This window comes from Acidithiobacillus sulfurivorans, assembly GCF_018853815.1.
GTDB classification, from domain to species: Bacteria; Pseudomonadota; Gammaproteobacteria; order Acidithiobacillales; family Acidithiobacillaceae; genus Acidithiobacillus; species Acidithiobacillus sulfurivorans.
The window spans coordinates 1-13,024 of the sequence record NZ_JAAOMP010000040.1; the positions used below are offsets into that span (position 1 = coordinate 1).

The 13,024-nt window shown below is 53.8% G+C and carries 12 protein-coding genes and 1 tRNA gene; 9 read left to right on the top strand and 4 right to left on the bottom strand.

The annotated features are described in order from the left end of the window. The first annotated feature begins 540 nt into the window (after nt 1-540). On the top strand, nt 541-1,104 hold the full coding sequence (orn, locus tag HAP95_RS04815; protein ID WP_215883194.1) for an oligoribonuclease: 564 nt from the start codon (nt 541-543) through the stop codon (nt 1,102-1,104). Between the two features lie 6 nt (nt 1,105-1,110). Here orn and HAP95_RS04820 read toward each other — a convergent pair whose 3' ends face one another. Next, entirely contained in the window at nt 1,111-1,359 is a 249-nt protein-coding gene (locus tag HAP95_RS04820) for a hypothetical protein (RefSeq protein ID WP_215883195.1), read from the bottom strand. 15 nt (nt 1,360-1,374) lie between these two features. On the opposite strand from HAP95_RS04820, the gene HAP95_RS04825 reads away from it, so the two are divergent. From HAP95_RS04825 to HAP95_RS17270, 8 genes are all read left to right on the top strand, one after another. Continuing rightward, entirely contained in the window at nt 1,375-2,460 is a 1,086-nt protein-coding gene (locus HAP95_RS04825) for an LLM class flavin-dependent oxidoreductase (protein ID WP_215883196.1), read from the top strand. Continuing rightward, nucleotides 2,460-3,425: an NAD-dependent epimerase/dehydratase family protein gene (locus HAP95_RS04830; protein ID WP_215883197.1), complete on the top strand. Its 966-nt coding sequence runs from the start codon at nt 2,460-2,462 to the stop codon at nt 3,423-3,425. The genes HAP95_RS04825 and HAP95_RS04830 overlap by 1 nt, the downstream gene beginning before the upstream one ends. Before the next feature lie 18 nt (nt 3,426-3,443). Then, entirely contained in the window at nt 3,444-4,334 is an 891-nt protein-coding gene (locus tag HAP95_RS04835) for a diiron oxygenase (protein ID WP_215883198.1), read from the top strand. 30 nt (nt 4,335-4,364) lie between these two features. After that, nucleotides 4,365-4,646, top strand: coding sequence for a hypothetical protein (locus tag HAP95_RS04840; RefSeq protein WP_215863602.1), 282 nt, complete (start codon nt 4,365-4,367; stop codon nt 4,644-4,646). Between the two features lie 8 nt (nt 4,647-4,654). After that, nucleotides 4,655-6,286: an alpha-D-glucose phosphate-specific phosphoglucomutase gene (locus HAP95_RS04845; RefSeq protein WP_215883199.1), complete on the top strand. Its 1,632-nt coding sequence runs from the start codon at nt 4,655-4,657 to the stop codon at nt 6,284-6,286. Nucleotides 6,287-6,301: 15 nt separating this feature from the next. Next, nucleotides 6,302-6,661 carry a YtxH domain-containing protein gene (locus HAP95_RS04850; protein WP_024894610.1) on the top strand — a complete coding sequence of 120 codons (360 nt, stop codon included), beginning with the start codon at nt 6,302-6,304 and terminating at the stop codon, nt 6,659-6,661. Between the two features lie 34 nt (nt 6,662-6,695). Next, nucleotides 6,696-6,772 (top strand) — tRNA-Pro (locus HAP95_RS04855). Nucleotides 6,773-6,793: 21 nt separating this feature from the next. Continuing rightward, nucleotides 6,794-6,916 carry a hypothetical protein gene (locus HAP95_RS17270; protein ID WP_264318818.1) on the top strand — a complete coding sequence of 41 codons (123 nt, stop codon included), beginning with the start codon at nt 6,794-6,796 and terminating at the stop codon, nt 6,914-6,916. Between the two features lie 10 nt (nt 6,917-6,926). Here the strand turns inward: HAP95_RS17270 and HAP95_RS04860 are convergent, their stop codons facing one another. From HAP95_RS04860 to purL, 3 genes are all read right to left on the bottom strand, one after another. Next, complete coding sequence (locus tag HAP95_RS04860; protein WP_215883200.1) at nt 6,927-7,238, bottom strand: helix-turn-helix domain-containing protein; 312 nt, start codon at nt 7,236-7,238, stop codon at nt 6,927-6,929. 220 nt (nt 7,239-7,458) lie between these two features. Continuing rightward, nucleotides 7,459-8,982, bottom strand: coding sequence for a SulP family inorganic anion transporter (locus tag HAP95_RS04865; RefSeq protein ID WP_215883201.1), 1,524 nt, complete (start codon nt 8,980-8,982; stop codon nt 7,459-7,461). Between the two features lie 156 nt (nt 8,983-9,138). Further along, nucleotides 9,139-12,999: a phosphoribosylformylglycinamidine synthase gene (gene purL, locus HAP95_RS04870; protein ID WP_215883202.1), complete on the bottom strand. Its 3,861-nt coding sequence runs from the start codon at nt 12,997-12,999 to the stop codon at nt 9,139-9,141. Nucleotides 13,000-13,024: the final 25 nt, after the last annotated feature.

Consider the following 13,024-nt stretch of genomic DNA (forward strand, 5'->3'; position numbering starts at 1 on the left):
GGCAGCGCCATTCTGCTGCAATGTTAGAAACCAGACTAGCTTAAACTCTCGCTCTTTTTGTCTTGACTCATGGGTCCACCATACATAACACCATAGGCAGCAGCGGTACCCAAACCAAAAGATAGAGTGGAGCGCGTTTTTCAGCAAGCCGGTAAATGATAAAAACGGTTATGCTTTCAGTTTTGTAGCGGTTGTTTTGCGGCTATTAGACGGATCTTTGATCCGTCTTTTTTTATGGGCGCTGTGAACAAGCAAACGGGCCTTCAAAAAAATCAAAACAAGATGTTTTGCGGAAATATTCCAGAAACAAAACGTCCGTATTATGTAATCCATGGCGAGGGCACAACATACCCAAACCTCACAGAAAGAGGGAGCGCTTTAAGAATTTTATGCACCATCGGCCCGAAGGCCGCAGTGCTTTAGGTATGAAACAGTTTTGTAGCGGTTGTTTTGCGGCTATTAGACGGATCTTTGATCCGTCTTTTTTTATATCGTGGCTAACATGCTACACTATTGTTGCTTGTTCAACAAGGATGTCGTATGGACCCCAAAAACCAACGCTTAGTCTGGGTGGATCTTGAAATGACTGGCCTGCACCCTGAGCAGGATGAAATTCTTGAAATCGCCAGTATTGTCACCGACAACCAGCTTCGCATTATCTGCGAAGGGCCGGTGCTGGCCGTGCATCATCCCGACACCGTGCTGGCCAAAATGGACGACTGGAATCAGCGTACCCATGGTCAATCCGGGCTGATTCAGCGGGTACGAGACAGTCGCCTGGATACCCAGGCCGTAGAAACCCAGACCCTGGATTTTCTCAACGCGCATGTCGCTGCCGGAACTTCGCCCATTTGCGGCAATAGTGTTTGCCAGGATCGGCGTTTCCTGGCACGACTGATGCCGCGACTGGAACGCTTTTTTCACTATCGGATGATTGATGTCAGCACGCTCAAAGAGCTGACTTCCCGCTGGTATCCCGGCTTCCCGAAATTTCCCAAGGCAGAAAAACATGAGGCCCTGGCGGATATCCGTGAATCCATTGACGAACTGGCTTACTATCGGGAGAAAATCTTTCCGCAGCTTCTGGAGTTTCCTGAAAAGTAGATCCCGTTACTTTACTGGCGCCGGAAGGTTCTGGATCAAATCTACCCGTACCCGCACTTCCAGATTTTCTGCCAGAACCCTGCAAAGCAGGTAGTCTCCTTCCGGGCTTTCCAGCCATTCCAGTGGCATGACGACTTCCATATAATGGATGCCCGTACTTTCATCTGCCCAGTGCAGGCGCATTTGTTCTGATGTTAGTATGGCAATTTGCAAACGTTCGGCAATCTGGCGCGGGGTAGATGCATTCTGGGTCACGGAGGCTCCTCAGTAGTGAAAATTGATCTTTTCTACGAACTTGCTGTTCCCGAACACCAGGGCCGCAGCGAAGCCCAAGTTTATCACGAAACGCTCGACGAGCTCAGCCTGGCGGACCAGCTGGGTTTTCATGGTGCCTGGCTGGTAGAGCATCACTTCATGCGCGAGTATTCGCATTCCAGTGCCCCCGAAATATTTCTGGCCGCTGCCAGTCAGCGTACCAGCAAATTACGCTTGGGACATGCCGTTGTGGTCCTGCCTTACAATCACATAGTCAGGATTGCCGAACGGGTTGCCGCCCTGGATATTCTCAGCAACGGTCGCCTGGAGCTCGGCGTTGGTCGTGGTTTTTCTCCCAAGGAATATCAACTTTTCGGTAGCCAAATGGCCGATAGCCGCCAACATATGAAGGAAGGTTTGCAAATTCTTCGTGAGGCTGGAGGACCTGCTTTCAGCCACACGGATAAACTTTATCAGTTTGAAAATCTGGATATATTACCCAAGCCCATCCAGAGGCCTCACCCCCCCCTGTGGACAGCTGCAGTCAGTCCCGCCACCTTTCAGTGGGCCGCTCAGGAAGGCATCGGAGTTCTCTCCGGACCGTTCAAGCCCTGGTTTATGATCAAACAGGATTTGCGCGCTTATAAAAAGAGCTGGCAACAGCAACATGGTCAAGGCCCTTTGCAAGCCGGACAAAATAATGGATTTGCCATGACCATTGGTTGCCTTTGCCTGGAAGATGCCGCAGAAGCCAGACGGCTGGCTGAGGGATTTACCTGGTACTATCAACGCTTGCTGGATCAAACCCGGCCGGTTCTCGCGCAGTTGCGGGAAAGCTATGAATACTATCACCGGCTCGGCTTCCTTGAGCCCCTGCTGCGGCGCGGCCTGAATTTACGCATTCTCGAAAGCATGGGCATGGTGGTGGTCGGTGATCCGGAAACTTGTCGAAAAAAGCTTTCCAGATATTCACGCGCCGGAGTTGATCGTCTGATTCTGGCCGTTGGCGCGGGCATGGTGCCCAGTGCGGTTACCCGGCGTTCCATGCAACTTCTCGCGGAAGAAGTCATACCTTTCCTGAACCAGCCGGAAATCCGCTGATGCGGGTCATGGTTACCGGTGCTGCTGGTCATACGGCTGCAGCATTACTTCCGGTTCTCGTGCAACGGCCGGATATTCAGCAGGTGATAGCCGTTGATATTCACCCGCCCGCTTTTACCTCTGCCAAAATGCGCTACTTCAGCATGGACATTCGCGACCCGCGTCTTGCAGACCAGCTGGCGGGCATCGACCAAATCATTCACCTGGCTTTTGTGGTTCTCAGCCCTCATCTGGGGCCGCAAAACCGTTGGCGCAGCGAGATGCGCGACATCAACCTACGCGGCAGCCAGCGCCTTTTTCAAGCGGCGGCCAGCGCCGACGTGCGGCATGTCATTTACACCAGCAGTGTTGCCGCTTACGGTGCCTGGCCCGATAATCCCATTCCTCTGGATGAAAACTGGCCCTGCCGGCCGGTACCCGGTTTTGCCTATAGTGAAGACAAGGCGGCACTGGAATCCTGGCTGGATGTTTTCTCCGCCCAGAAACCCGCCTTGGCAGTTACCCGATTGCGTCTTCATGCCATCATCGGCCCCCATGGGCAAAAGCTGGTAAACGCCATTGCGACCAGTCCCTTTAATGTACGCATGAAGAATCCGGATCTACCCATCCAGTGTCTGCATGAAGACGATGCAACCCGCGCCATTGTTGCTGCACTGGATCATCCCCGTGAAGGCATTTTTAACATCGCTGCACCGGAACCGGTCCCATGGTCCCGCATTCCACGACGCTGGTATTTGCCATTGAGCCCCGGGCAACTACACCGCATCCATCGCAGTCTGCGGCCCTTCAATCGGGCTTTGGGAGACCCAGGCTGGCTTCAGGCTCTGGAAAATCCGCTCATTGTCGATACCCGCCGCGCTCAAGAGGCACTTGGCTGGCAAGCACGTTATTCCGTCAGCGAAGCACTGTCCTCCCTACGTCAGACTCAGGGTCTCAGTCCGCTTAAAGCTTGGAGGGTCTCCTAGACCATGGCACAATAGCGTATGACTTTTGCGTCCAACATTCCCGTACAGGCCCGGATCCAGCGCCATCATGATGCACTGGTCAAACGCTTGTCTGCACATAGCAGTCAATACCGGGATCCGGTCAGCACCATTCCCTGGGAAAGCCTGGATGCTGACAGTGCCTGGCTACCAGAGTCCCTGGTTTCTCTTTATGGATTAACGGAATACGAGCAGCTCAGCGCGGATGAACGTACCCGGCTATCGCAGGTGGAATTTGTCTCTTTTTGTGAGCTGGGCCTCTGGCTCGAGGCGCTGTTCATCCAGCGACTCAGTGCCAACTCCCTACATGAGATGTATCGCGATCCCCAGGGCTATCATTACCAGCTCCACGAACTGCGTGAAGAGGTCGGGCATAGCCTCATGTTTCTGGAGCTCCAGCAGCGTTCCCATCTGCCGTTTATGACCCCTCTTGGTGAGCGTCCGCCCTTGGCACGTCTGTTTGCCCGCTACGCTCCAGAGGGTTCTGCGGCTTTTTGGGCGACCATCCTCATCGGCGAGGACGTACCCGATCGCATGAATCGCCTGATTTTCGCCCGTAAGGATCTTCCTTCTGCCGTGCTCGCCATTACCCATGTGCATATGCGCGAGGAAGCGCGGCATATGGCTTTTGCCCGTACGACCATTCAAATGCGCAGTCAGGCCATGCATAACCTGAAAAAAAAGGCCATCAGCCCGGTGTTGCGCGAAGTATTCCGACAGTTTTTGCGTACCTGCTTTTTTCCCTCTGAACAAGTTTATGCTGCGGCCGGCCTGAGCCATCCCAGGGTCTGGGCGCGTCGCGCCCGTCACAATCCACACCGGATTGCATTGATGAACCAGTGTGCAAACCCCAGTCGTGACTTTCTGCGCACCCAAGGCTTTGCCTTGTGATTTTTTTCCTCCTGCTATAATTTGAGAACCATGAAAAAAACCATGCTGTTTGAACTCGGATCCATCTACGTTTCTCCGGATGCCCAGGCCATTTTTGAGTCTGGCGAGCTGGATCCACAAGAATTACTCCGGCGTCATGTTACTGCCGATTGGGACGAAGCCAGTGATCCGGACGTTGTGCGTGCCAGTGAAAAGGCCATCCAGAGTGAAGGGGCTGTAGTCAGCTCCTGGCAGATCAGTGGTTATACAGTCTGGATTCGGACCGATTCCAGCAGAAAAACAACCATCATCGACTTACCACTTGAACCCTGAGGTGTACCATGGCGGTGCTGACGATTCCTACACAGGCTTTCCCCGATCAACGCCCCGGCACCTCGGGTCTGCGTAAAAAAGTCTCGGTTTTTCAGCAGCCCCATTACCTCGAAAATTTTGTCCAATCGATCTTTGAGGCGATTCCTGACTGCAAGGGCAAAACGCTGATTCTTGGTGGAGATGGACGCTTTTTCAATCGCGAAGCCATCCAGATCATTTTGCGAATGGCCGCCGCCAACGGCTGGGGCAAAGTCATGGTTGGCCGAGGGGGACTTTTGTCTACCCCTGCTGTTTCTGCAGTCATTCGCGCTCACCATGCCCATGGCGGCATTATCCTCAGCGCTTCCCACAATCCAGCTGGCCCCCAGCATGACTTCGGCATCAAATACAACATCAGCAACGGGGGGCCAGCTCCTGAAAAAATCACGGATGCCATCTGGGCCAGCAGCAAAAGCATCCAGAGCTATCAAATCCTAGATACCGCTGATGTCGATATGGATCACGATGGTGTTTTTCAACTTGGCGATATGACCGTTGAAATTTGCGATCCGGTCCGGGACTATGCCGAGCTGATGGCCCGCATTTTTGATTTCGAAGCGCTGCGTCGTCTTTTTAACGGCAATTTCCGCATGCGTTTTGACGCCATGCACGCCATCACCGGTCCTTATGCCCTGGAGATTCTTGAAAACCAACTGGGTGCACCTGCGGGTACGGTCGTCAACGGCATCCCTCTGACTGATTTTGGTGGTGGTCATCCCGATCCCAATCTGGTCTATGCCAAGCCCCTTGCTGATTATCTGTTCGGCGAAGAGGCTCCCGACTTTGGCGCAGCATCCGACGGCGATGGTGACCGCAACATGATTCTGGGTCGCCAGTTTTTTGTCACACCCAGCGACTCTCTGGCGGTATTGGCTGCCAACGCCACCCAAATTCCCGGCTACCACGGTGGATTGAAGGGAGTTGCACGCTCTATGCCCACCAGTCAGGCCGTTGATGTGGTAGCACAAAAACTGGGCATACCGCATTATGAAACACCGACCGGCTGGAAATTTTTCGGCAATCTTCTGGATGCCGGTAAGATTACCTTTTGTGGCGAAGAAAGTTTCGGCACCGGTTCTGATCATGTCCGCGAAAAAGATGGGCTCTGGGCGGTCCTTGCCTGGTTGTCTGTGATTGCCGCGACTGGCAAATCCGTGGCTGAAATTGTGACCCGGCACTGGCAGGAATTTGGCCGCCATTACTACACCCGCCATGATTACGAGGGAATACCTGCCAGCGCCGGGGAAGAAATCATGGCGACAATCACTGCTCAGCTTCCAGTGCTGTCGGGGCAAACCCTGGCGGGAAGGATTGTACAAACCGCCGATGATTTTTCCTATACGGATCAGATAGATGGAAGCATTAGCAGCCATCAGGGATTGCGCCTGCTGTTCAGCGATGGTGCGCGCCTGGTTTTCCGTCTTTCCGGAACCGGCACCGAGGGTGCGACTCTGCGGATTTATCATGAACATCTGGAGCAGGATGCTGCGCGCCAGCAACTGGATCCACAACGGGTTCTGCGTGAACTGATTGCCTTGGGCAAGGATCTGACCCGTATTGAAAAACTTACGGGCCGCAAGGCCCCCACTGTCATCACCTGATGAAGGAGTCTGACTATGATGGATTACGACAACGATAGTAATGGTCTTGGATATAGTGCTTTGGGCATTGCCCTGCTGGCGGGTGCCGCTGCCGGTGCGGTAACCGCTTTGCTTTTTGCCCCTCAGGCGGGCGATCGCACCCGCGAACAAATCCGCCATCAGGCCAATCGCGCCTGGGACAAAGTGGTCGCTTCCCGTGAACGGATGAATGAACGCGTGGAAGAGTTGCTGGATACCATCGCCATTTACAGTGAAGAGCTGGTACAAAAAGGTAAAGATCTGAGCGACCGGGAACGGCAACGCCTCAATGATGGCATCGCCCTGGCCCGTAGCGAGTTGGATCGCCTGCGTCGGAAACTGTCCCGTTTAGATTGACCCCAGAGCAGCAAGCGGCTATGCTCTGCCTCGACGGGGCGTAGCGCAGCTTGGTAGCGCGCCTGCTTTGGGAGCAGGATGTCGTAGGTTCGAATCCTATCGCCCCGACCAATTAAAACGGGCACTTGGCACATGCGACCAAGTGCTTTTATTTTTTTGCTGAAGGATTTCGTGCAGGCGTTTCTCGAAAACAATGGTGAGTACTACACCCAACGCCGCCAGAATAACCTCTTACGCATCCGTCGTACCCCCTAGACTGGGCAGATCATGCCACCTGTGCCTCCCGGATCACGTCCGGGTGCTTGGCTGCGATGCGGAGCAGCGTCATAGCCGCACCGGAAGGGTTGCGCCGCCCCTGTTCCCAATCCTGAAGGGTACGAATAGACACCCCCATCAGCGCGGCAAACTGTGACTGTGACAATCCTGCGCTGATACGGGCCTGCACAACCTGTGGCACGTCGATCTTATGGACAGCACCTTTTTTCCCGGCCTTCATCTGCCGGACGGATTCCAGAAGTTCTGCGCCAATATCGCGCTTGGCGTCCCGTTCCATGAGTTCCTTTTCAGCCATCGGCATCATCAATCTCCTTGCGTAATTGCTGCAGCACATGCGCCGGTTCCATCGGATTTTTCGACATCCTCCGCTCGGGGGATCACGTCGCCTGCGTCCGTAAACGCCAGTGGCGATGGTGCCCATACTGCGGGTCCCTGGAAAATTTGGAATATAAAAGAAGTTGACAGCAGTTTCCACGGCACCGATCTTTTCCGTAAGAGCATCCAATTGACTGGCTTGACGGTCAGCCCAGCTTATCGTCGGCAATATGATAATGTGGATCTTCGGTAATGTTGAGTTCCACAAGATCCTTGGCTTTATCAAGAAGCTCCAGACAATCTGCACACAAGTGCCTTAAATAGAGCTTTTTACCTCTTTCCGTATAACGTCCGGCTAGACTATCTATAGCCTCTACGGCAGAATGATCGACTATGCGTGCTCCTGCAAAATCAATCACGACTTGTTCGGGGTCATCGGCGGGATCAAACAGATTTCGGAATTGCGTTACGGATGCGAAAAACAGGGTACCGCGCAACTTATAAATTTTGACGCCCCGTTCATCTACCGTACTGCTCACATCAATCTGCTTGGCGTGTTCCCAGGCAAAAACCAGGGCGGCTAAGATAACACCCACCACTACTGCCAGGGTAATATTGACCATCACGGTCAACACGGCAACCAGAATACCTATAAAAACATCAGTATGTGGAATTTTTCCAAAAAAGCGAAAGCTACTCCATTCAAAAGTTTTCTCAACGATGACAAACATCACTCCGACCAGCGCAGCAATAGGAACCTGTTGAATATAGTGCGAAGCGAGCACAATAAATGATAACAAAAATATGGCCGTCGTAATGCCCGATAATCTTTTAATAGCACCGTTATTGACGTTGATAATGCTTTCACCCAGCATCGCACAACCACCCATTGCCCCGAAAAAACCACTCACTACATTGGCGATTCCCTGAGCCATGGATTCACGGTTGGGCTGCCCGCGAGTGTCGGTCATTTCATCAATTAAATTAAGCGTCAGCAGGGTTTCCACCAAGCCGTTGGCAGCCATGATCAGCGCATAGGGAAAAACAACTTCCAATGTATGCCAGTTCCAGGGAACCTGCGGCACATGAAAGCTGGGTAATCCACCGGAAAGCGAAGCCACATCTCCCACGGTCACGGTCGGGATCTGGAATACCACAACCACCATTGTGGTAATCAAAGCACCAGCCAGCGTCGCAGGAATCGCTTTGGTCAACCGAGGCATCAGATAAATCGCAACCATGGTTAAGGCTACCAAACCAATCATGGTGTATAAATCCGTGCCCTGCATCCAGGCCAGATGTCCACTGGCATTTTTGATTTTAAAGTGATCCAGCTGGGCCAGAAAAATAACCACCGCCAGGCCATTAATAAAGCCCAGCATGACGGTGTGGGGAATCAAGCGCACGAATTTGCTAAGGCGTGCTGCAGCAAAAAAAAGCTGCAACAATCCCATCAGTACGACTGCAGCAAAAAGGTATTCCACACCATGGGAAACAACCAGGCCGAGCATAACTACCGCTGTAGCGCCACTAGCGCCGGAGACCATGCCGGGCCGTCCACCCCAGGCGGAGGTTATAAACACCAGAATCACGGCCGCATATAATCCAGTCAGCGGCGAAACGTGCGCCACAAAGGCAAAGGCAATAGCTTCAGGAACTAATGCCAGAGCCACAGTAATTCCACTCAGAATATTGAGTTTTTTCTCCTGAAAGGAGGAAATTGCTTCCATAAATAACTCCGGGGAAAATTGAGCATCCTGAGCCACAGAATGTCAGATTTGAAAAGGAAATAAATATTCAACATACTGAAATGACAAGCGCATCGAAAACCATCCAGGAATGATGATTTCGCCCGACACGAACAGATTGGCTGAAATATATTTACATCAGGTTCCCAGCACTTTGCGGGCATTGGTGAATATCTGCATCCATGGGGTCAATTCGTCCCAATCTGCCGGAGCCCAACTCATTTGCAGGCTACGCACTACCCGCTCGGGATGCGGCATCAAAATGGCAACCCGACCATCTTCATTGCAGAGTCCGGTGATTCCTTCCGGCGATCCGTTGGGGTTAGCCGGATAATGACGTGCCACTTGCCCCAAGGCGTCTACGTAACGCATGGTGGCCGGTGCAGGAGACCCCTCGGTGGCACTGTCAAAGTGGGCGCGGCCTTCGCCATGGGCGATGACAATCGGTGCATAGGTTCCGGCCATCCCGCTAAACCACAGAGAGGGAGAGTCCAGCACTTCCACCATAGCCAAGCGGGCTTCAAATTGCTCAGAACGATTGCGGGTAAATAATGGCCAATGCCCGGCTCCGGGAATGATTTCCCGCAATTCAGCCATCATCTGGCAGCCATTACAGACACCCAGGGCCAGACGCGATTCATCTGCAAAAAACGCCGCAAACTGGTCCAGCAATGCCGAATGAAAGAGGATGGACTTGGCCCAGCCAGCACCGGCACCCAACACATCGCCATAGGAAAAGCCACCACAGGCCGCCACCGCCTGAAAATCATTGAGCTGATAGCGTCCGTTAGCCAGATCACTCATGTGGACATCCACAGCCGTGAATCCGGCACGATGAAAAGCGGCCGCCATTTCGATCTGACCGTTGACGCCCTGCTCACGCAAAATGGCCACTTTGGGCTGCACACCCTGCTGAATCATGGGAGTCTGCGGGCGAAAAGGAACGCGGGCGAAAAGCGGTGCTTCCATTGCGGTCGACGCAGCAAATGCTTCTTTTGCACATTGCGGGTCGTCACGCAACGACGCCATCTGATAACTGTTTTCAGTCCATGCCTGCAGCAACTCCGCAACGGGTTCGTCCAGTAAAACCTGCTCATCCTGCAGTACCCGCAACTGCCAATGCCCGACATGCACGGCACCAAGGCACTGAGCCTGGGTATCTATATCCATTTCCGCAAAAATACCACGCACGGTTTCCCGATCTTTGGCCGCTACCTGAAGTAATACGCCCGGCTCCTCCGCAAACAGGAAAGACCAGACATCGGCCCCGGCAGGCAGCACAATATCCGCCCCGCAACGACTCGCAAATGACATTTCACAGAGCGTAGCCCACAGCCCGCCATCGGCACGGTCATGATAGGCGAGCACGAGTTCCTGTTCACGCAAGCTGCAGAGCGCCGCAAAAAGGTTACGCAATAGTTCGGGCTGATCCATATCCGGCGTTTCCGCCCCCATTTGCCCCAGTGTCTGAGCGAGGATAGAAGCCCCCAGACGACCTTGTCCTAAATCGACCAACCATAAATCCGTCTCTTCCTGAGCCACCCACTGGGGCGTCCAGGTCTTACGCAGATTCTGCACTGGCGCAAAAGCCGTAATAATCAGAGAAAGGGGCGAGACCACTGCTTTGTCCTGCCCTTCCTCCTGCCAGAGCGTGCGCATGGACAAGGAGTCTTTTCCCACCGGAATAGCCAGATCCAGAGCCGGACAAACTTCCAGGGCTGCCGCCTTGACGGCATCAAAGAGGGCTGCATCTTCGCCGGGATGATCCACTGCAGCCATCCAGTTGGCCGAGAGCTTGATATTATCCAGTGCCCGCACATCTGCTGCCCAAAGATTGGTCAGTGCTTCAGCAATGGCCAGGCGCGCACTGGCCACAGGGTTCAGAACCGCCACGGGCGCCCTTTCGCCAATGGCCATCGCCTCACCGTGGGTATTCCAGAAATCCGCTGCAGTCACCCCACAGTCAGCAACAGGCACCTGCCAGGGACCTACCATCTGATCGCGGTGAATCAGGCCGCCCACGCTCCGATCACCAATGGTAATCAGAAACTCCTTACTGGCTACAGAGGGATGACGGAGCACCGCATAGGCAGCATCGCGCAGAACGGCTCCAGACAGGTCCAGAGATTGGGTCTGAACCATTTGATGCCGGCTATCTCTTTCCATTCGCGGCGGACAACCCAGTAGTGCGCTGAGTGCCATCTCTACAGGGGTATCTTGCAGGAGCGCATCTTCGACCAGAAGGACATCGTCTTCCACAGCCTCGCCCAGTACGGCGTAAGGGCAACGCTCACGCTGACAAATGGCCTCGAAGCGCGGCAAATCCTCTGGAGTAACCGCCAACACATAGCGCTCCTGCGCTTCATTACTCCAGATTTGCATGGGCGACATGGCTGGTTCTTCATTAGGTATCGTACGCAACTGCAAGCGCCCGCCCCGACCCCCATCATGTAACAACTCGGGAACGGCGTTGGATAATCCGCCAGCACCCACATCATGAATGGAGAGGATGGGTGAATCCTGGTCCAAAGCCACACAGCGTTCAATCACTTCCTGGGCCCGCCGTTGCATTTCGGGATTACCCCGTTGCACTGAGGCAAAATCCAGTTGTTCATCGCCTGATCCGCTGGCCACACTGGAAGCTGCACCACCACCCAGACCAATGAGCATGGCCGGGCCACCAATCACCAGCACTTTCGCGCCTATCGGCAAAGGCTGTTTTTCCACCATCTGCGGGCGGATTTGCCCCAACCCTCCGGCCAGCATGATGGGCTTGTGGTAACCTCGATGCACCCCATTGTGATCACACTCAAAAACCCGGAAGTAGCCGGCAATGGCCGGACGTCCAAATTCATTGTTGAAAGCAGCCGCACCCAGCGGTCCATCGCGCATGATTTCCAGAGCGGAACGAATACGCGCAGGCTTGCCATAAAAAGACTGTTCCCAGGACTGGGTATAACCCGGAATACGGAGATGAGATACCGAGAATCCGGTCAGCCCCGCCTTGGGCTTGCCGCCCCGCCCCGTGGCTCCTTCATCCCGAATTTCTCCACCACTGCCCGTGGCCGCGCCCGGAAAAGGAGAAATAGCCGTTGGATGATTGTGGGTTTCCACCTTCATCAAAATGGCGGTGTTTTCTTCCATTAGCCGATATTGACCATCGGCGACCACGGCAAAGGGCTGACTGGCCATGGTACTCGCCATGACTGCTGCATTGTCCTTGTAGGCAGATAAAGTGCCTTGCGGAGTCAGGCGATGGGTTTCACGGATCATGCCAAACAGACTCTGGGACTGATTTTCGCCATCCAGACGGTAGTGAGCATTAAATACCTTATGTCGACAATGCTCAGAATTCGCCTGAGCAAACATCATCAGTTCGGCATCACTGGGATCTCTGCCCAAATCTGAAAAATAATCCTTCAAGTAATCCAGCTCAGCGGGAGACAACGCCAGTCCCATGCTGCGATTGGCTTCAGTCAAGGCCTTCATGCCCTCTGCCTGCAGAGACACCCGCCGCAAATGCGCTGGCTCGGGGTGTTTGAAAATAGCCTCGGCTGCATCCCAATCAGAAAGCACAGATTCGGTCATGGGATCATGAAGCTGCCGGCGGATTTGCTCTATTTCTGTCGCACTGAAAGTACCTGCCCCTGCACGCATCAGCGTATAGGAGACGCCACGTTCGACCCTGCGGACATGGCCAAGACCGCAATGCCGGAAAATTTCGCTGGCTTTGCTCGACCAGGGAGAAATGGTACCCAGGCGCGGCAATACGCAAATCTCCTGAATTTCATCATCGGGCTTTTCGGCAAAAGGCGTTCCATAGTGCAGCAGGGCGGTGACAACACTCATTTGTTCAGCGTTGAGGGCTTCACTCAGGTCAAGAAGATGCACAAAGCGCGCATTCAGATAAGCAACCGGAATGTCTGCTTCTTGCAGGAGTTTCAGCAGATGTTGCAGACGAAAGGCAGAAAGGGCCGCAGAGCCGCGCAGCAGCAGCATGAAGTGTTTCCTCGCTCAAAAATCA

What these genes read in the sequence shown, in the direction of transcription:
- orn (WP_215883194.1), top strand. Translation starts at nt 541, where the DNA reads ATGGACCCCAAAAACCAACGCTTAGTCTGGGTGGATCTTGAAATGACT.
- HAP95_RS04830 (WP_215883197.1), top strand. Translation starts at nt 2,460, where the DNA reads ATGCGGGTCATGGTTACCGGTGCTGCTGGTCATACGGCTGCAGCATTA.
- HAP95_RS04835 (WP_215883198.1), top strand. Translation starts at nt 3,444, where the DNA reads ATGACTTTTGCGTCCAACATTCCCGTACAGGCCCGGATCCAGCGCCAT.
- HAP95_RS04840 (WP_215863602.1), top strand. Translation starts at nt 4,365, where the DNA reads ATGAAAAAAACCATGCTGTTTGAACTCGGATCCATCTACGTTTCTCCG.
- HAP95_RS04845 (WP_215883199.1), top strand. Translation starts at nt 4,655, where the DNA reads ATGGCGGTGCTGACGATTCCTACACAGGCTTTCCCCGATCAACGCCCC.
- HAP95_RS04850 (WP_024894610.1), top strand. Translation starts at nt 6,302, where the DNA reads ATGATGGATTACGACAACGATAGTAATGGTCTTGGATATAGTGCTTTG.
- HAP95_RS17270 (WP_264318818.1), top strand. Translation starts at nt 6,794, where the DNA reads ATGCGACCAAGTGCTTTTATTTTTTTGCTGAAGGATTTCGTGCAGGCG.
- HAP95_RS04860 (WP_215883200.1), bottom strand. Translation starts at nt 7,238, where the DNA reads ATGCCGATGGCTGAAAAGGAACTCATGGAACGGGACGCCAAGCGCGAT.
- HAP95_RS04865 (WP_215883201.1), bottom strand. Translation starts at nt 8,982, where the DNA reads ATGGAAGCAATTTCCTCCTTTCAGGAGAAAAAACTCAATATTCTGAGT.
- purL (WP_215883202.1), bottom strand. Translation starts at nt 12,999, where the DNA reads ATGCTGCTGCTGCGCGGCTCTGCGGCCCTTTCTGCCTTTCGTCTGCAA.